Annotated in this window: 16 protein-coding genes; 9 read left to right on the forward strand and 7 right to left on the reverse strand. The window is 70.3% G+C overall.

The features are described 5' to 3' along the window. Positions 1 to 10: 10 nt before the first annotated feature. A complete protein-coding gene (locus GVY39_RS06310; protein WP_159921958.1) occupies positions 11 to 457 on the reverse strand; it encodes an RpiB/LacA/LacB family sugar-phosphate isomerase in 447 nt (148 codons plus the stop codon). Positions 458 to 563: 106 nt separating this feature from the next. Here GVY39_RS06310 and GVY39_RS06315 point away from each other — a divergent pair, with 106 nt between their 5' ends. After that, positions 564 to 1,193, forward strand: a complete 630-nt coding sequence (locus tag GVY39_RS06315; protein ID WP_159921956.1) for a type 1 glutamine amidotransferase family protein — start codon at positions 564 to 566, stop codon at positions 1,191 to 1,193. Positions 1,194 to 1,216: 23 nt separating this feature from the next. Beyond that, positions 1,217 to 1,666: a MarR family winged helix-turn-helix transcriptional regulator gene (locus GVY39_RS06320; RefSeq protein WP_159921954.1), complete on the forward strand. Its 450-nt coding sequence runs from the start codon at positions 1,217 to 1,219 to the stop codon at positions 1,664 to 1,666. Between the two features lie 131 nt (positions 1,667 to 1,797). On the opposite strand, the gene GVY39_RS06325 is transcribed toward GVY39_RS06320, so the two are convergent. Beyond that, complete coding sequence (locus GVY39_RS06325; protein ID WP_283779477.1) at positions 1,798 to 2,556, reverse strand: HAD-IIA family hydrolase; 759 nt, start codon at positions 2,554 to 2,556, stop codon at positions 1,798 to 1,800. Positions 2,557 to 2,853: 297 nt separating this feature from the next. On the opposite strand from GVY39_RS06325, the gene fgd reads away from it, so the two are divergent. Further along, positions 2,854 to 3,864 carry a glucose-6-phosphate dehydrogenase (coenzyme-F420) gene (gene fgd / locus GVY39_RS06330; RefSeq protein ID WP_159921950.1) on the forward strand — a complete coding sequence of 337 codons (1,011 nt, stop codon included), beginning with the start codon at positions 2,854 to 2,856 and terminating at the stop codon, positions 3,862 to 3,864. Positions 3,865 to 3,927: 63 nt separating this feature from the next. Here fgd and GVY39_RS06335 read toward each other — a convergent pair whose 3' ends face one another. Beyond that, positions 3,928 to 4,434, reverse strand: coding sequence for a nitroreductase/quinone reductase family protein (locus GVY39_RS06335; protein ID WP_159921948.1), 507 nt, complete (start codon positions 4,432 to 4,434; stop codon positions 3,928 to 3,930). A gap of 221 nt (positions 4,435 to 4,655) precedes the next feature. Here GVY39_RS06335 and pta point away from each other — a divergent pair, with 221 nt between their 5' ends. Together pta and GVY39_RS06345 are read left to right on the forward strand one after the other, a co-directional pair. Then, positions 4,656 to 6,728 carry a phosphate acetyltransferase gene (gene pta, locus GVY39_RS06340; protein WP_159921946.1) on the forward strand — a complete coding sequence of 691 codons (2,073 nt, stop codon included), beginning with the start codon at positions 4,656 to 4,658 and terminating at the stop codon, positions 6,726 to 6,728. Between the two features lie 107 nt (positions 6,729 to 6,835). Further along, entirely contained in the window at positions 6,836 to 8,047 is a 1,212-nt protein-coding gene (locus GVY39_RS06345; RefSeq protein ID WP_159921944.1) for an acetate kinase, read from the forward strand. Here GVY39_RS06345 and GVY39_RS06350 read toward each other — a convergent pair. Genes GVY39_RS06350 through GVY39_RS06360 form a run of 3 tightly spaced genes read right to left on the reverse strand, consistent with a single transcriptional unit; the run spans position 8,044 to position 13,035 of the window. Beyond that, entirely contained in the window at positions 8,044 to 10,665 is a 2,622-nt protein-coding gene (locus tag GVY39_RS06350) for a serine/threonine-protein kinase (protein ID WP_236565332.1), read from the reverse strand. The genes GVY39_RS06345 and GVY39_RS06350 overlap by 4 nt on opposite strands. 7 nt (positions 10,666 to 10,672) lie before the next feature. Next, positions 10,673 to 11,656, reverse strand: coding sequence for a glutamate ABC transporter substrate-binding protein (locus GVY39_RS06355; RefSeq protein ID WP_159921942.1), 984 nt, complete (start codon positions 11,654 to 11,656; stop codon positions 10,673 to 10,675). Continuing rightward, complete coding sequence (locus tag GVY39_RS06360; RefSeq protein WP_159921940.1) at positions 11,653 to 13,035, reverse strand: hypothetical protein; 1,383 nt, start codon at positions 13,033 to 13,035, stop codon at positions 11,653 to 11,655. The genes GVY39_RS06355 and GVY39_RS06360 overlap by 4 nt, the downstream gene beginning before the upstream one ends. Positions 13,036 to 13,219: 184 nt before the next feature. Between GVY39_RS06360 and GVY39_RS06365 the strand changes: the two genes are divergently transcribed. Then, a complete protein-coding gene (locus GVY39_RS06365; protein ID WP_159921938.1) occupies positions 13,220 to 13,912 on the forward strand; it encodes an NUDIX hydrolase in 693 nt (230 codons plus the stop codon). A 9-nt stretch (positions 13,913 to 13,921) separates the two neighbouring features. On the opposite strand, the gene thiE is transcribed toward GVY39_RS06365, so the two are convergent. Further along, positions 13,922 to 14,620 (reverse strand): thiamine phosphate synthase, encoded by a 699-nt coding sequence (thiE, locus tag GVY39_RS06370; RefSeq protein WP_159921936.1) that lies wholly within the window; start codon positions 14,618 to 14,620, stop codon positions 13,922 to 13,924. Between the two features lie 57 nt (positions 14,621 to 14,677). On the opposite strand from thiE, the gene thiO reads away from it, so the two are divergent. The 3 genes from thiO to GVY39_RS06385 are packed head-to-tail and all read left to right on the forward strand — an operon-like array spanning position 14,678 to position 16,744. Then, positions 14,678 to 15,751, forward strand: a complete 1,074-nt coding sequence (gene thiO, locus GVY39_RS06375) for a glycine oxidase ThiO (RefSeq protein WP_159921934.1) — start codon at positions 14,678 to 14,680, stop codon at positions 15,749 to 15,751. Beyond that, positions 15,748 to 15,966, forward strand: coding sequence for a sulfur carrier protein ThiS (gene thiS / locus GVY39_RS06380; protein WP_159921932.1), 219 nt, complete (start codon positions 15,748 to 15,750; stop codon positions 15,964 to 15,966). The genes thiO and thiS overlap by 4 nt, the downstream gene beginning before the upstream one ends. Further along, positions 15,959 to 16,744: a thiazole synthase gene (locus GVY39_RS06385; RefSeq protein WP_159921930.1), complete on the forward strand. Its 786-nt coding sequence runs from the start codon at positions 15,959 to 15,961 to the stop codon at positions 16,742 to 16,744. Before thiS ends, GVY39_RS06385 begins: the two co-directional genes overlap by 8 nt. The last annotated feature ends 121 nt before the right edge of the window (positions 16,745 to 16,865 follow it).

The raw sequence follows: 16,865 nt of genomic DNA on the forward strand, positions 1-16,865 counted from the left end.
GTGCGGCGTGTCAGGAGCGCCGTTCCATCTCGGCGAGATGGGCGATGTTGGCCTGGTCGTCGGGGGCGGAGCTGGGTTCGGTCGTGAACCACGCGTCCAGTATTTCGCGGAGTTCGGCGCTGGAGGTCGAACGCAGACTCAGGGCCAGGACGTTGGCGTCGTTCCAGGTGCGGGCGCCGGCCGCGGTCGAGGCGTCCGCGCAGAGGGCGGCGCGGACGCCGGCGACCTTGTTGGCCGCGATCGAGGCGCCGGTACCGGTCCAGCAGCAAACGACGGCCTGATCGGCCCGGCCGGAGGCGACGTCGCGGGCCGCCGCTTCGCTTGCCCACGCCCAGTCGTCGCGTTCCTCGTCCGATAGCGCGCCGTGCGGCACGATCTCGTGGCCGCGCTTGCCCAGCTCCTCGACCAGCTCCCGAGCCACCCCGGCCCACTCGTCCGCCGCCACCGAGATCCGCATGCACTCAGCGTAGTTCCCGGTTCGCCCAGGCGTCGTGCTTCCTACCCGGCGTTCGACGGCGCTGCGAGGATTGACAGTATGTTGTCAATTATGACAGGATACTGTCATGACCACGAAGACAGTGCACATGGCCGTTTACGACACGCTCGCCGACTGGGAGGTGGGCGCGGCCACCGCGCACATCAACAAGTCGAGCTGGCATCGGGAGCCGGGAACCTGGCAGGTGCGGACCGTCGGCCCGACGGCGGAACCGATCACAACGATGGGCGGGATGCGCATCGTGCCGGACCTCGTGCTCGCCGATCTCACGCCCGCCGACAGCGCGATGCTGATCCTGCCGGGCGCCGAGACCTGGGAGGGGCCGGAGCTGGAGCCGTTCGCCCACAAGGCGCGCGAGTTCGTGGACGCGGGTGTTCCGGTCGCCGCGATCTGCGGGGCGACGTTCGGCTTGGCCGAGGCGGGCCTGCTCGATACGCGCAGGCACACCAGCAATGTCGCGGAATTCCTGCTCTACAGCGGGTATTCGGGCGCCGAGCACTATGTCGACGAGCCTGCCGTCACCGACGGGGACGTGATCACCGCCAGTGCGAGCGCGCCGTTCGAATTCGCGCGCGAGGTGCTCGGCAGGCTCGGGGTGTACGAGCCGCATGTGCTCGACGGCTGGTACCGATTGTTCGCCCACGCCGATCCGGCCGGGTGGGCGGTGCTCGCGGAGTACGACGCGCAGCATGCGTGAGCGAGGGATATCGGAGGCTCGGCATGACCGGTGAACAGGAGCTGTTCGCCACGGCGGCGATCACGTCGTTCCGTTTGAACGGTCAGTTCCTCGCGGTGGCCGAGGAACTGGCGCGACCGGCGGGTCTCACCGCCGCTTGGTGGCAGGTGCTGGGCGCGGTGTTGCGGACGCCGCTGCCCGTCGCCGGGATCGCCCGCGAAATGGGCATCACCCGCCAGAGCGTGCAGCGCATCGCGGATCTGCTGGTGGACAAGGGACTGGCCGAATACCGTCCCAACCCCGCGCACCGCCGCGCGAAACTCGTCGCAGTCACCGACGCGGGGCTGGCCGCGGTCCGCCGCATCGACCCGCAGCACAAAGTGATGTCCGAACGGCTCGCGGACGAACTCGGCCCCGAGCAGCTCGTGCGCACCGTCGAGGTGCTCACGAAGCTGTCCGCCGCGATGGACGCGATCACCACCGACGCCGACTGAGGGCGGGATTTCCTCGAATGGCTCGGACGCAGAAGGAATCACGCATCACGGCCGATCGGTGCGCGTGACGGTGTTCGGACCGGAAGCGTCCAGCCCTGATCTGGTGGGCGGCTGTCGGCCCGCGCACCAGATCAGGCCGTGAACGGGGACTTGGTCTTGCCGATCAGGTCGGCGACGGAGTCCACCACCATCGTGGGCCGGTAGGGGTAGGCCTCGAAGGACGCGCGGGTGGAGATGCCGGAGGTGACCAGGATGGTGCGCATGCCCGCTTCCAGCCCCGAGATGACATCGGTGTCCATCCGGTCGCCGATCATCACCGAGGACTGGGAGTGCGCGCCGATGCGACGCAATGCGGAGCGCATCATCAGCGGGTTCGGCTTGCCGACGTAGTACGGTTCGCGGCCGGTCGCGCGGGTGATCAGCGCGGCCACCGAGCCGGTCGCGGGCAGCGAACCTTCGCGGGACGGCCCGGTCGGGTCCGGGTTCGTCGCGATGAAACGGGCCCCTCGCTCGACCAGCCGGATCGCGGTGGTGATCGCCTCGAAGGAGTACGTGCGGGTCTCGCCGAGCACGACGTAGTCCGGATCGCTGTCGGTCAGCACATAGCCGATCTCGTGCAAGGCGGTGGTGAGCCCGGATTCGCCCACCACGTAGGCGGTTCCGTTCGGCCGCTGTTCGCTCAGAAAGGTAGCGGTGGCCAGCGCGGAGGTCCAGATCGCTTCTTCCGGGATGTCCAGGCCGGTGTGGCGCAGCCGCGCCTGGAGATCGCGCGGGGTGCGGATCGAATTGTTCGTCAGCACCAGGAACGGCGTCTCGTTGGCGCGCAGTTCGGCGAGGAACTTGTCGGCGCCCGGGATGAGGTGGTCCTCGTGCACCAGCACGCCGTCCATATCGGTCAAGTAGGACAGGATCGGCTCGTCGTCTGCGGTCACGCGGGCCATTATCCGCTATCGCCCCGCGACCGAAACCGGCACGACCGGCCGGGCCGGTGCCGTCGGCATCTTCGGCCGCAGAAACATTCCACCCCCGGCACGGCGTTCTCCTGTTACGGCCGGTCGAGGTGGGCCTGCGATCGCCCCACTGCGAAGATCATCCGCGCCGGGCCATCGGCAGGGGCGGCGGCAGCGTTGGCTACTGTCGATGACGGATCGCGATGGCAGCGAAACGAAACGCGAGGAGCGTGGCAGATGAGCGGACTCAAGCTCGGATACAAGGCATCGGCGGAGCAGTTCGGTCCGCGTGAACTCGTGGAGATCGCGGTGCTGGCCGAGGAACACGGCCTGGACAGCGCCACCGTGAGCGACCACTTCCAGCCGTGGCGGCACAAGGGCGGGCACGCGCCGTTCTCGCTGGCCTGGTTGGCCGCGGTCGGCGAGCGCACCAAGCGCATCCAACTCGGCACCTCGGTGCTCACCCCCACCTTCCGCTACAACCCCGCGGTGATCGCCCAGGCGTTCGCCACCATGGGCTGCCTGTATCCGGAGCGGGTCATGCTCGGCGTCGGCACCGGCGAGGCGCTCAACGAGATCGCCACCGGGTACACCGGCGAATGGCCGGAGTTCAAGGAGCGTTTCGCGCGTCTGCGCGAGGCGGTCGACCTGATGCGCGCCCTGTGGACCGGCGACCGCGTCGACTTCGACGGGCAGTACTACAAGACCGTCGGCGCCTCCATCTACGACGTGCCCAAGGGTGGCATCCCGATCTACGTCGCGGCGGGCGGCCCGCTGGTCGCGCGATACGCCGGGCGCGCGGGTGACGGGTTCATCTGCACCTCGGGCAAGGGCATGGATCTTTACACCGAGAAGCTGATGCCCGCGGTCGCCGAGGGCGCGGCGAAGGCCGGACGCGGCGTGGAGGACATCGATCGGATGATCGAGATCAAGCTCTCCTACGACACCGACCCGGAACTGGCCCGGGAGAACACCCGCTTCTGGGCACCGCTCTCGCTCACCGCGGAACAGAAGCACAGCATCACCGACCCGATCGAGATGGAGGCCGCCGCCGACGCGCTGCCGATCGAACAGATCGCCAAGCGCTGGATCGTCGCGAGCGACCCCGACCAAGCGGTCGAACAGATCAAGCCCTACCTCGACGCCGGCCTCAACCACCTGGTCTTCCACGCCCCCGGCCACGACCAGCGGCGCTTCCTCGACCTCTTCCAACGCGACCTGGCCCCCCGCCTGCGCGCGCTGGCCTGACGTTTCCCGACCGGCACACCACGCGGTGGCCTTCTCGGCCGCGACGGTGTGCCACTCGCGCGATCACGCCCGGCGGAGGGCGAAGATGCGCAGGTCGCGGGTGGTTCGGGAGCGGTAGGCGGCGTAGGCGCCGGTGATGTCGACGAAGCGCTGGAAGATGGCGGTTTTATCCGGATCCTCGACGGGGGTGGCGGTTACCTCGAGGCGCCGACCCGCGATGGCGACTGTCGCCTTGGGGTTCGCCAGCAGATTGGCGGTCCAGGCGGGGTGATGGGCCTGGCCGAAATTGCTGCCGATCACGTAGAGCGTGTCGCCGTCGTGCACGTACAGCAGCGGCTGCGTGCGCGGTCGGCCGGATTTGCGACCGATGGTGGTGAGCAGGATGACCGGCGCGCCGATCGGTCCGAGCACGGTGTATTTGGCGTGGGTGCGTTCCAGGACCGCCCGGTCCAGCGGGGTGAGGGCGCGGACGAGCCGGGAACCGAGCTTCGTAGCCGCGAATCTACTTGCCGCGCGGGCGTATAGGTTGGTGCGCGAACCCCACTGCCGATCCGGAAATTGCTCAGCCATGCCCGGACTATAGCGGCGAGCGGCAACGGCCACGGCGGCTTCGGGAGGCGGCGCTGCTCGCGCTCTCGTTGTCGCGGCGAACCCGTCGCGTCGGGACTCGCCCCGAGCAGGTCCGCGTCGCGCTGGACCCGCTCTCGAGCGGGAGAGGCCCGGGTCACGCGGCCGGTGCCGACCGTCGCGTGGCACGGCCCGGTAGCCGCCGGTTCACTAAGCTCTCGGTCATGGCCGACAACGCTCCATCCGCCGTGTACATCGCCTCTCCCGAAGGCGACACCGGTAAATCGACGGTGGCTCTCGGGGTACTGCAGATGCTGTGCGCGACGACCGCGCGGGTCGGGGTGTTCCGTCCGATCACGCGCTCGACCACCGGGCCCGACTACATTCTCGAGCTGCTGCTCGAGCACAGTACGGCCGACATCGACTACGCGCAGGCGATCGGCACCACCTACGAGCAGGTGCACGCCGACCCGGACGCCGCGATCAGCGAGATCGTCATGCGCTTCCACGAGGTCGCGAAGATGTGCGACGCGGTGGTCGTGGTCGGCAGCGACTACACCGACGTGGCCAGCCCCAGCGAACTGCGCTTCAACGCCAGGATCGCGGTCAATCTGGGTGCACCGGTGCTGCTGGTGGTGCGCGGCGCGGACCGCACCCCGGCCGAGGTGAAGCAGCTGGCCGAGCTGTGCGCGGCCGAGCTGTCGCACGAGCACGCGCAGCTGGTCGCCATCATCGCCAATCGCTGCGACCCGGAGCGACTGGAGGAGGTGTGCGCGGCGCTGCGCGATTTCGGCGTCCCGTCGTGGACGCTGCCCGAGGTCCCGCTGCTGATCGCGCCCACCATGGCCGAGCTGTGCACGGCCGTCGGCGGCGAGATGTACAGCGGCGATCCGGAGTTGCTGCACCGCGAGGCGCTGAAAGTCATGGTCGGCGGCATGACGGCCGAGCACATCCTGGAGCGGCTGGTCGAGGGCGTCGTCGTGATCGCCCCTGGCGACCGCTCGGATGTGCTGCTCAGCGTCGTCAACGCGCATGAGGCCGAGGGCTTTCCGTCATTGTCGGGCATCATCATGAACGGCGGCCTGCTGCCGCATCCCGCGGTGGCGCGGCTGATGACCGGCCTCAAGCCCAAGCTGCCGATCCTCACCACCGATCTCGGCACCTACGACACGGCGGGCGCGGCGTACCGCACCCGTGGTCGCATGTCCGCGGGCAACCCGCGCAAGGTCGACACGGCCCTCGCGCTGATGGAACAGCGCGTGGACGCCGCGGAGCTGTTGCGGCGCATCGACGTTCCGCCCAGCTCGGTGGTGACGCCGCAGATGTTCGAGTACCAGCTCATCGAGCGCGCGCGGGCCGATCGCAAGCGCATCGTGCTGCCGGAGGGCGACGACGACCGCATCCTGCGTGCGGCGGGCCGGGTGCTCCAGCGCAAGATCGCCGACCTGGTCATCCTCGGCGACGAGACCGCCGTGCGCGCCCGCGCCGCCGAACTGGGGGTGGACATCTCCGCCGCGGAGGTGCTCGACCCGCGCAGCTCCGGCTACCTGGGCGAGTTCGCCGCCGAGTACGCCGAACTGCGCAAACACAAGGGCATGACGCTGGAGCGGGCGCGCGAAACCGTCGCCGACATCTCGTATTTCGGCACCATGATGGTGTACAAGGGGATCGCCGACGGCATGGTCTCGGGTGCGGCGCACACCACGGCGCACACCATCCGGCCGTCGCTCGAGATCATCAAAACGGTGCCGGGGGTCTCCACCGTCTCCAGCGTGTTCCTCATGTGCCTGGCCGACCGGGTCCTCGCGTACGGCGACTGCGCGGTCGTGCCGGACCCCAGCGCTCAGCAACTGGCCGACATCGCGATCTCCTCCGCGGCGACCGCCGACCGCTTCGGCATCGAACCCAGGGTCGCGATGCTGTCGTACTCGACCGGCGAATCGGGCAGCGGGGCGGATGTGGACAAGGTGCGCGTGGCGACCAAGCTGGTGCGTGAGCGCGCGGCGGAGCTGCCGGTGGAAGGGCCGATCCAATACGACGCCGCGATCGAACCGACTGTCGCCGATACCAAGCTGCCCGATTCCGAAGTCGCCGGGCGCGCGACGGTGTTCGTGTTTCCCGACCTCAATACCGGCAACAACACCTACAAGGCGGTGCAGCGCAGCGCGGGCGCGATCGCGATCGGCCCGGTGCTGCAAGGGCTGCGCAAGCCGGTCAACGATCTGTCCCGCGGCGCGCTGGTGGCCGACATCGTCAACACCGTGGCGATTACCGCCATCCAGGCGCAGGACAGCTGATGCCGCCGCGAGCGGGCGACGCGGAATGATCGCGTCGTGATCGTGGTTGCCGTGCGAGTGCGGCGAGCCCGCCGGGTGCGGGCGCCGCGCGGGACACAGGAGGCGGGATGAGCAAGACGGCCGAGGGCATGGTGCTGGTGATCAACTCCGGCTCCTCGTCCATCAAATACCAGCTCGTGGATCCGGATTCGAGCGTGGTCGCGGCGTCCGGGATGGTCGAGCGCATCGGCGAGGACGAGGGCGGGATCGTGCATCGCGCCGACGGCTCGACCACCGAGCGTCGTGAGCCGATCGCCGACCACGCCGCCGGGCTGCGGCTGGTCTTCGACACCTTCGCCGCGACGGGCCACGATCTGGTCCGAGAGGGTGTGCGGGCCGTCGGGCACCGGGTGGTGCACGGCGGCGAGGTGTTCTACCGGCCCACGCTGATCGATGACGACGTGGTCGCCGCGATCACCGAACTCGCTTCGCTGGCGCCGCTGCACAATCCGGCCAACGTCGCCGGGATCGAGAGCGCGCGTGCGCTGCTGCCGGGAGTGCCGGAGGTCGCCGTCTTCGACACGGCGTTCTTCCACGGCCTGCCCGCCGCCGCGAAGACCTACGCCATCGACGCCGAAGTGGCCGCCGCGCACGGCATCCGGAAGTACGGTTTTCACGGCACGTCGCACGAGTACGTGTCCGGCTGCGTGGCGCAACTGCTCGGGCGCGACCCTGCCGAGCTGAACCAGATCGTCTTCCACCTGGGCAACGGCGCGTCGGCCTCCGCCATCCGCGGCGGGCGTCCGGTCGACACCAGCATGGGACTCACCCCGCTGGAAGGTCTGGTGATGGGCACCAGGTCCGGCGATCTCGACCCCGGCATCGTGGCGCATCTGGCCCGATCCGCGCACATGGACATCGATGAGATCGACACCTTGCTCAACCGGGACTCCGGCATCAAGGGGCTGTCCGGCGTGAACGATTTCCGCGAACTACGCCGCCTCATCGCCGACGGTGACGAGGCCGCCCGGCTCGCCTACGACGTGTACATCCATCGGTTGCGCCGCTACCTCGGGGCGTACCTGATCGAACTCGGCGGCGTCGACGCGATCACCTTCACCGCCGGAGTGGGGGAGAACAGCCCGCAGGTGCGCGCCGATGCCCTCGCGGGCCTCACCCGGTTCGGCATCGAGGTTGACCCGGCGGCCAACACCGCCGAAAACCGTGGCGCGCGGCGTATCTCCCCGCCCGACGCGCCGGTCGCGGTCCTCGTGGTGCCGACCAATGAGGAACTGGCGATCGCCCGCGCCGCACGGCAGGTGGTCGACCGGCTCGATTAGATCCAGGTCTTCGCGCGGATCACGTTGGCCAGGTCGACCAGCGCGTAGCGATGCTTGCGATTGGGCGCTCCCCGAGCCAGCGAGCGCAGGCCCGCCTCGGTGCCCGCCCTGAGCTCGCGTTCGGTGAACGGCGCGCCGAACAGCGTGGCATCGGGGCGCTTCGGCGTGTTGCCCGCCTGGAGCCACGCCAGGGCGGCGCCGAGTACCAGCACCCGCATCTGCACCGCGCGACTCTCGCCCGCGGGCAGGCTCAGCACCCGCGACGCCGAGATGTGCAGGGTGGCCTCGTCGAGGTCGGCCACCGGCGCGGCCGTGAGCATCAGCAGTACGGCGGTCATCCGCGCGGTGGTGAAATGCCGCGACGCGGCGGGCACGGCGTCCAGCGCCTGCACCGCCTCGTCCACCTGGTCGTCCGCGGCCAGTTGCCTGGCCAGCCCGAAGGCAGCGCTGACCACGGTGCGGTCGGTGCGCCAGACGGTCTCGTATGCCTTCTCGGCGTAGGCGCGCCACTGTTCGGGGTCGGGTGAATCCCAGTGCTGGAGCACGAGTTCGGCCGTGGCGGCGATGGCGAGCTGGGGTGCGATCTCACCGGGGAGCACCCGGAAGACCTCGTCGAAATTCGTGAAAGCGCGCTCGTACTCCCGGTCGAGCAATTCGGCCATACCGCGATACCAGCTCACCCGCCATTCCCGTTCGGGCAGCCGCGCGAGCAGGTCCAAGACCGTGGCGGACTCGCGCAGATCGAGCCGCACGCGCGCCTCGGCGAGGGTGAGTTCCAGGTCGAGCGTCTCCGGAGCGTTGCCGGGGTCGGACTCGGCTCGGTCTCGGGCGTGCCGCAGCGCCTCCAACGCGTGGGCTGGTTCCGGATGCACCGCGGCCGCGAGCAGGGGCGCCGACGGTTCGGCCGGGTCGAGCAGCGGGATCGGCAGCCCTGCCACCACGTCGAGGGCGTCCAATCCGCTGCTGCGGGGTCGGCCGTCGGTGTAGGCGTCGGTCTGGCTGATCAGCTCCTCGGTACCGAAACTGGCCCGTGGCGGCGTGAAGACCACCGACAGCTGCGGGTGCTCGGTGTCGGTCTCCAGCGCGAGGATCTTGCGCAGCACGCCCGACAACTGGGCCGACATCGCCCGGGCGGAGGGGAATCGGCGCTGCGGGTCCGGGTCGGTGGCGCACAGCAGCAGACGGTGGAAGGACTCGTAGCGTGCCAGCACCGGCTCGTCGGCGGGCTCGGGAAGTCCGTCGAGGTAACGCCCGTGCTCGGAGGGCATGTGCAAGGTGAGCACGGCCAGCGTGCGCCCCACCGTGTAGATGTCCGAGGCGATGGTCGGGCCGGTGCGCGCGAGCTCCGGCGCCTGGAATCCTCTGGTGCCGTAGAGGTTTCCGTAGGCCTCGATGGTGGTGACGGCGCCGAGATCGATCAGCTTGACCTGGTCCTCGGTGACCATGATGTTGTCGGGTTTGAGGTCGTTGTAGGTCAATCCGGTCGAGTGCAGGTAGTCCAGCGCGGGCAGGATTTCCAGCAGGTAGGCGATGGCCTCGGTGACCGGCATGCGCCGCGGGCGTTCGTAGGCGTCGAGGATGTCGCGCAGCGACTGGCCGCCCACGTACTCCATGACGATGTAGCCGACCGGTGTGCCGTCGTCGCCGGTGTGCTCGACGAAGTTGTAGATCTTGACGATGCTGGGATGCGCCATCTCGGCGAGGAATTGACGTTCGGACATGGCCACCGCCTGCGCTTCGGCGTCGCCGGTGTGCAGCAGGCCCTTCAGCACGACCCAGCGGTCGCTGACATTGCGGTCGATGGCCAGGTAGATCCAGCCCAGTCCGCCGTGGGCGATGCAACCCTGGATCTCGTACTGCCCCGCCACCATGTCGCCCGCGTGCAGGGTGGGGCGAAAGTCGAAGGGCACGTCGCAGGTCGCGCAGGTACCCGCCGTGGTCGCGGGCCTGGTCGCGGTCGCCCGGCCGACGGGTTTGCCGCAGCGCCAGCAGAATCGCCTGCCCTCGGAGACCACCGCGTCGGTGAGCACCGCGTCGCGCGGGTCGGCGGGCGTCACCGTCGGGATCGGCACCAGTCCCGCGCCGAGCCGCCGCACCACCGGACGGGTTCGCGCGGTGCGCACGCTGCGTCCGGAGGTGCGCAGCGGCGCCGATGTGGGGTCGGAATCCGTTCGGCGAGTGCCTTCCTGCCCCGCTGCCTCGGTCCGCGCTGCCGTACCCCGCTCGTCGCGTGCCACCTCCGTGCCCGGGCCGTCGTCGGCCCCGGCAGCGAGCGTTGGTTCCGCGACGTCCAGGTCGGGGGCCGGTGGCTGCGGCCTTCCGGACCGTTCGTCGTCCGGCTCGCGGTTCCAGGCGACCGTGCCCGCGGTCGTGTCCAGGCGATGCACCTGCATGCGGGTCGCGTCCGGGTCGTTCTCGGCCTGCGGTTTCGACCGACCAGCCACACCGGTTGCGTCCTGATTCGAGGGCGGCTCGTGGTCTGTGCGCAGCGGCTCCGGTGCGGCCCCTGGACGATGCTCATGCGGCCCGGTGACCCCGTCCTCGAACACATCCGCCGAACCGGGCCGTCCCGGGGCGGATTCGCCCGGGTCGGGCTCGGGAGCCGGCCGTGTGCTCATTGGCCTGTCAATCCTGATAGGTAGGAGCGGGTGGGGCGGGAACGGGGCCGAGGACGGTGAGATATTTCTGGTACAGCCCGACCCACGTGCCGTCGTTACGGATCCGTTCCAGCGTGCCGTTGACGAAGCGGACGAGATCGTCGTTGCCCTTGGGCATGCCGATGCCGTACGGCTCCTCGCTGATACTGCCGCCGACCAACTCCGTGTACGGGTCCTGCGCCGCCAGACCCGCGAGGACGGCGTCGTCGGTGCTGACCGCGTCGACCTGGCGCTGTTGCAGGACGACCAGGCAGTCGGCCCAGCTCGGCACGGTGAGGATGGTCGCGGCAGGTTGCTCGCGGCGCATGTGCTCCAGCGACGTGGTGCCGGAAACGATGCATACCCGACGGCCGGCCAAGTCGGCCAGGCTTCGGATCCCGGAGTTCTTCACCGCGAGCACCCGCTGATTCGCGTGCAGGTAGACGGTGGAGAACGCGACCCTCTCGCGCCGCTCGCAGTTGATCGTCATGGTCTTGGCGACCAGGTCGACGGTGCGGTTCTGCAACGCCGTCTCACGCTCGGCGGAGCCGAGGCTGCGGAACTCGATCAGATCCGGACTGCCGAGCAGGTCGCGGGCCACCTCCCGGGCGATGTCGGCGTCGAAGCCGACGATGGCGCCCGAGACCGGGTCGCGATAGCTGAACAGATTGCTGCCCGTGTCCAGCCCGACGAGCAGCCTGCCCCGCGCCCGGATCGCGTCGATCGCCGGGCCGCGCGCGGCGGCGCCCGCTACGGTCGGGCGCAGGCTGGCGGTCGGGTCCCCGCACCGCGGTGTGCCCGGCGGCGGCGGGACCGGCGAATCAGTGAGCACCGGTACGGCTTTCGCGGGCAGCGGAGGATCGGTGTACTTCGGCGTCTTGGTCGGCAGCGGCGCGCTGGAATCGCTCGCGCAGCCGCTCGCCAGTGCCACCACCAGGACGACGGCTACCAGAATGCCGCGCGCGGATCTCATCGGTACTCCCGGAGCCGGGGCCACATGCCTAGTCCCACATAGACCGCCGCCAGAATGCCGAGCACCATCGCTCCCGCTCCCAAGAAGTCCAGGACCCGTGCCGCCTGGGAGATCTCGTCGCGCAGCGTGTCCCGGGTCTGCGCGATGCCTTGCTCGAGTGAACGGTCCAGCGCCTCCACCTGCGCGGTGGCGTCCGCGGAGCCGGGGCCGGTCGTCACCGCGGCCGCGCTGTTGAAATCGCCCTTCGCCAGCGCGTCGTTCATGCGCTGATGCGCCACCCGCCAGCGAGCCAGCGCCGGAACGGCGTTGCGCACCTCGCCCGCCGCGGGCGCGGAATCCGGGTAGTTGCCGATCAGATCGGCCAGCCGCTCGATGTCCGCGTCGTAGGTGCGGTCGTAGTCGCCGGTCGCGTCCCGGCGCACCAGCTTCAACGTCTCCGCCGCCCGCGCCTGCTGGGCCAGGATCCGGCTCTCGGTCAGCCGCGAGGAGGGCACCGCGCCGTCGTCGCGTGCGCTGATCATCGACGTCGCCGACACCGAGCCCGCGATCACCGTCCATGCCAGCAGGATCAGCATGGCGGCCGAGGCGAGCAGCAGGCCCGGATTGAGCACCCGCCGCCAGCGACGCGCCAGATCCCGCTGGACCCAGACCAGCACGCCGAGGGTGAGGATCAGCAGGCCGATCGCGGGCCACGGTGGCCGCACGTGGTTGCGCTGCGCGGCCGTCACCGCCGCCGAGCGATGATTGTGCAATTCCTCGGCCATCGGGAGCAGCGTCGTCTGCATCTGGTTGGACGCCTCGCTCAAATACGCGGCCCCGACCGGATATCCGCTGCGATTGTTCGTCCGTGCGGTCTCCACCAGACCCGAGTACACCGGCAGCCCGGTAACTATGCCGGTGCGCAGCCGGGAATCCGGATCGCTCGCCGCGTTCGGCCCGACGGCGCGGTCGGACTGGGTCACCAATTCCGCGGCCGCCTCGCCCATCGCCTGCGTGTAGCGATCCCGCACCGCCTGCGGTTCCAGCCCGCCCGCGATGAAGGCCGTGCTGGCGGCGGCGTCGGCGATCGACAGCGAGGTGTAGAGCCGATGTGCGGAGTGGGCGTCCGGTTCGGTGTTGTAGAGCAAGACGTCCAGGCTCTGCTGGCGGTCGCCGACCGTCGCGGCGGTCACCGAACCCGCGGCCAGGCACAGGCCGATGAGCAGCAGTCCGAGCGCGATCAGCCGTCCCGGTGAGGAATTGGCGAACGAGAGCAAGTTGGCCAGGTCGATGCGTTCGCGAACCACCGCGACGCTCAGCCCGCCCGGATCGTCCCGACCGGCGGGCTCGGGCGCGGACGACGGCCGGAGTTCGGCCGTCGTCGGCTCGGAGCTAGCCATGTCCACCTCCCCAGTTTGGGCCGCAAACGCGGTTTTTTCGACGGCTCGACCGTATATCCGGTCCACCCGTGCGTATTGGTGCGGAGTTTATTGTGGTCGTACGGGCGCCGCGGCGTGTGAAACACCCCCGGTTGGGAGGAAGCGGGGCGGGACAGTGTCGTAGCTGGACGAGGATGGGTACGAGATGCGTGGTGACGGTGACGGTTGGTCGCGTGGCCCCGACGGATTGCGGCACTGGGGTCGCTTCGGCGCCGCCGGACTTCTCCTGCGCGCTCCGCTCGCCGACGGCGGTTCGGCGGTACTGCTGCAACACCGCGCCCCCTGGAGCCATCAGGGCGGAACATGGGCGTTGCCCGGCGGGGCACGCGACAGCCATGAGACGCCCGTGCACGCGGCTGTGCGCGAGGCATGGGAGGAGGCGGGGATCGATGCCGACGACATCCGGGTGCGCGCCGAGCGGGTGACGGCGTCGGCCCTGAGCGGCTGGACCTATACGACGGTCGTCGCCGACGCGGTCATGACCCTGCCGACCACGGGGAATCGCGAGAGCACCGAGCTGGCGTGGGTCCCGGAGGACGAGGTGGAGGCCCGTCCTCTGCATCCGGGCTTCGCCGCATCCTGGCCCACCCTGCGCGCCGCACCCGCACGGGTGCTGCTCGCCGAGATCGGCGAGGACCGCGCCGTGGCCGCCGCGCTGCCGCGCACGCTGGACCTCGCCGATCTCGGGTTCGTCTGGCTGCACTCGGATCCAGCCGGTCCTGGCGACTACGCCAGGATCATCGACGAGCCGGACGCGCAGGTCGTCGAGCCCGCGCAGAGCGGAAACACCGCGGTGGAGACCGCGCTTTCGTTCACCCGCGGGCAGGTGCTGTCCTGACCGCTGCGCTCACGCGTTCGCGAGCAGGGCCGTTTTGAGTTCGCGCGCCGCGGCTTCCGGATCGCGGGCCTCGGTGATCGCGCGCACCACGACGACCCGCTTCGCCCCGGCCTCCAGCACTTGCGCGAGGTTGTCGGCGTTGATCCCGCCGATCGCGAACCAAGGCCGGGTGGGATGGGCATCCGCCGTCGATCGGACCAGTTCGGGACCGGCCGCCTGCCTGCCGGGTTTGGTCGGGGTCGCCCAGATGGGGCCGGTGCAGAAGTAATCGATGTGCTCATCGATCGCGGCGAGTCCGGCCTGCGCGCGATTGTGCGTGGATCGTCCGATCACCACGTCCGGTCCGAGGATCCGGCGCGCGTACCAGGGCGGGAGGTCGGCCTGGCCGAGATGCAGCACGTCGGCGCCCGAGGCGAGGGCGATGTCGGCGCGATCGTTCGCCGCGACCAGGCCGCCGTGCCTGCGCGCGGCGGCCTTCAACTCGGCGAGCGCGCCGAGCTCGGCCTTGGCCTCCAGCGGGCCGAACTGGGCCTCGCCCGCCGATCCCTTGTCTCTGAGCTGGATGATGTCGACTCCGCCCGCGAACGCCGCCTCGGCGAACTTGGCCAGATCGCCCTTCTCCCGGCGTGCGTCGGTGCAGAGATACAGGAGCGCGTTCGCCAGACGTTCCCGCGGCGAGGCGGGTCGATTCGGGTGGGAGGGTTGCACGCCTTCGACGGTAGCCGCGCTACCGTGGGGATGCGAAACAGGAGGCAGGTGGATCGGATGCGGACTCTGGCCGTCGTCGGTGGCGGCGCCATCGGGCTCGCCGTGGCCTGGCGGGCCGCCGAAGCCGGTTGGTCGGTCACCCTGCTCGATCCGGCGGTCGCGACCGGCGCCTCCTGGGTGGCCGGGGGCATGCTCGCACCGCTGTCGGAGGGTTGGCCCGGCGAGGATCGGGTGCTCGAGTTCGGCGCGGCGTCGCTGGCCCGCTGGCCCGGATTCGCCGCCCGGCTCGAGGCCGCGACCGGAGTTTCGGTCTTCGTGGCAGACGAAACCATGACCGTCGCGCTGGACGCGGCCGACGCGGCCGACCTGCGCACCGTGGCCGATTGGGTCGGCGGGCGCGGGCACGAGCTGTCCATCCTGGATCGCACCGGGGTCCGCGAGCGGGAACCGAACCTGGCCCGAACGGTGCGCGCCGCGCTGCTCGCGCCCGCCGAACCCGCGATCGACAATCGCAAGCTGGTCGCCGCGCTGCGGCGGGCGGCCGAGGCGGCGGGCGTCGGTGTGCGCGCCGAGTCCGTAGACTCGCTGACGGAACTTCCGCACGACCAAGTCGTGCTCGCCGCCGGAGCCGCGTCGGCGCAGCTGTGGCCCGGACTGCCGGTCCGCCCGGTCAAGGGCGAGATCCTGCGCCTGCGGCAACGGCCGGGCGTCGCTCCCGCGCCACGCCGGGTGATTCGGGCGCGGGTGCACGGGCGGCCGGTCTACCTGGTGCCGCGCGCAGACGGCATCGTCGTCGGCGCCACCCAGTACGAGGCGGGTTTCGACACCGCGGTCACCGTCGCGGGCGTTCGCGACCTGATCGCCGACGCCGAGGCGGTGTTCCCCGGCATCGGCGAATACGAGCTCGCCGAGGCGAGCGCCGGTTCGCGGCCGGGCAGCCCGGACAACCTGCCGTTGATCGGCCGGCTCACCGACCGGATCATCGCGGCCACCGGGCACGGCCGCAACGGCATGCTGACCGTGCCGCTCACCGCGGAAGCGGTGACCGGCCTGCTCGGCGGGGCAGCCTTGCCCGAGGCGGAAGCCGCCGACCCGCAACGCTTTTCGACGACTGTAGGAGGAAGCCGATGACGCTGTCATCCATCCCCATCGGTGTCACCGTGAACGGCGACGAGCACGAGTTCGCCGAGCCGCTCACCGTGCGGGAGCTGCTCGAACGACTCGGGTTGCCGTGCCGGGGCGTCGCGCTGGCGGTGGACGGCGCGGTTTTTCCCAAGTCGCGCTGGGACGAACCGGTCGGGCGCGGCTGGCAGATCGAGGTGCTGACGGCGGTTCAAGGTGGCTGAGGTCGCGACGGCATCCGAGCGGGCCGACGCCCCGCTGCGGATCGCCGACCGGGAATTCGGCTCCCGCCTGATCATGGGCACCGGAGGCGCGGAGAACCTCGCCGTCTTGGAGGAGGCGCTGATCGCCTCCGGCACCGAGCTGACCACCGTGGCCATGCGGCGGGTCGATGCCGCGGGCGGCACCGGCGTACTCGATCTGCTGAAGCGGCTGGACATCGCGCCGCTGCCGAACACCGCGGGCTGCCGTACCGCGGCCGAAGCGGTGCTCACCGCGCAGCTGGCGCGCGAGGCGCTGGGCACCAACTGGGTGAAACTCGAGGTGGTCGCCGACGAGCGCACCCTGCTGCCCGACCCGATCGAATTGCTCACCGCCGCCGAACAACTCGTCGACGACGGGTTCGTCGTGCTGCCCTACACCAACGACGACCCGGTTCTGGCGCGCCGTCTGGAGGACACCGGCTGCGTGGCGGTGATGCCGCTGGGCGCGCCCATCGGCACCGGCCTGGGCATCGGCAACCCGCACAACATCGAGATGATCGTCGCCGACGCGAAGGTCCCCGTCATCCTGGACGCGGGCATCGGCACCGCGAGCGACGCCGCCCTCGCCATGGAACTCGGCTGCTCGGCGGTGTTGCTCGCCACGGCCGTGACCAGGGCCCGCCGCCCCGAACTGATGGCCGCCGCGATGGCGGACGCGGTCCGCGCCGGATACGCGGCCCGGCTGGCCGGGCGCATCCCGAAGCGGTTCTGGGCGCAGGCGTCGTCTCCGGCGCTGTGACGGATTCGCTCGAGTCCAGGGCAGGGATGTCGATGATCATCCCTGCGTCGGCAGGGCTGTCTCGGCTTCGAACCCCCCGAGCAGGGCGGTCTCGGAACGGCTCGAGCGTCCGAGCGGATCT

The sequence above is a fragment of the Nocardia sp. CY15 genome, from assembly GCF_009829295.1.
Classification (GTDB): Bacteria; Actinomycetota; Actinomycetes; order Mycobacteriales; family Mycobacteriaceae; genus Nocardia; species Nocardia sputi.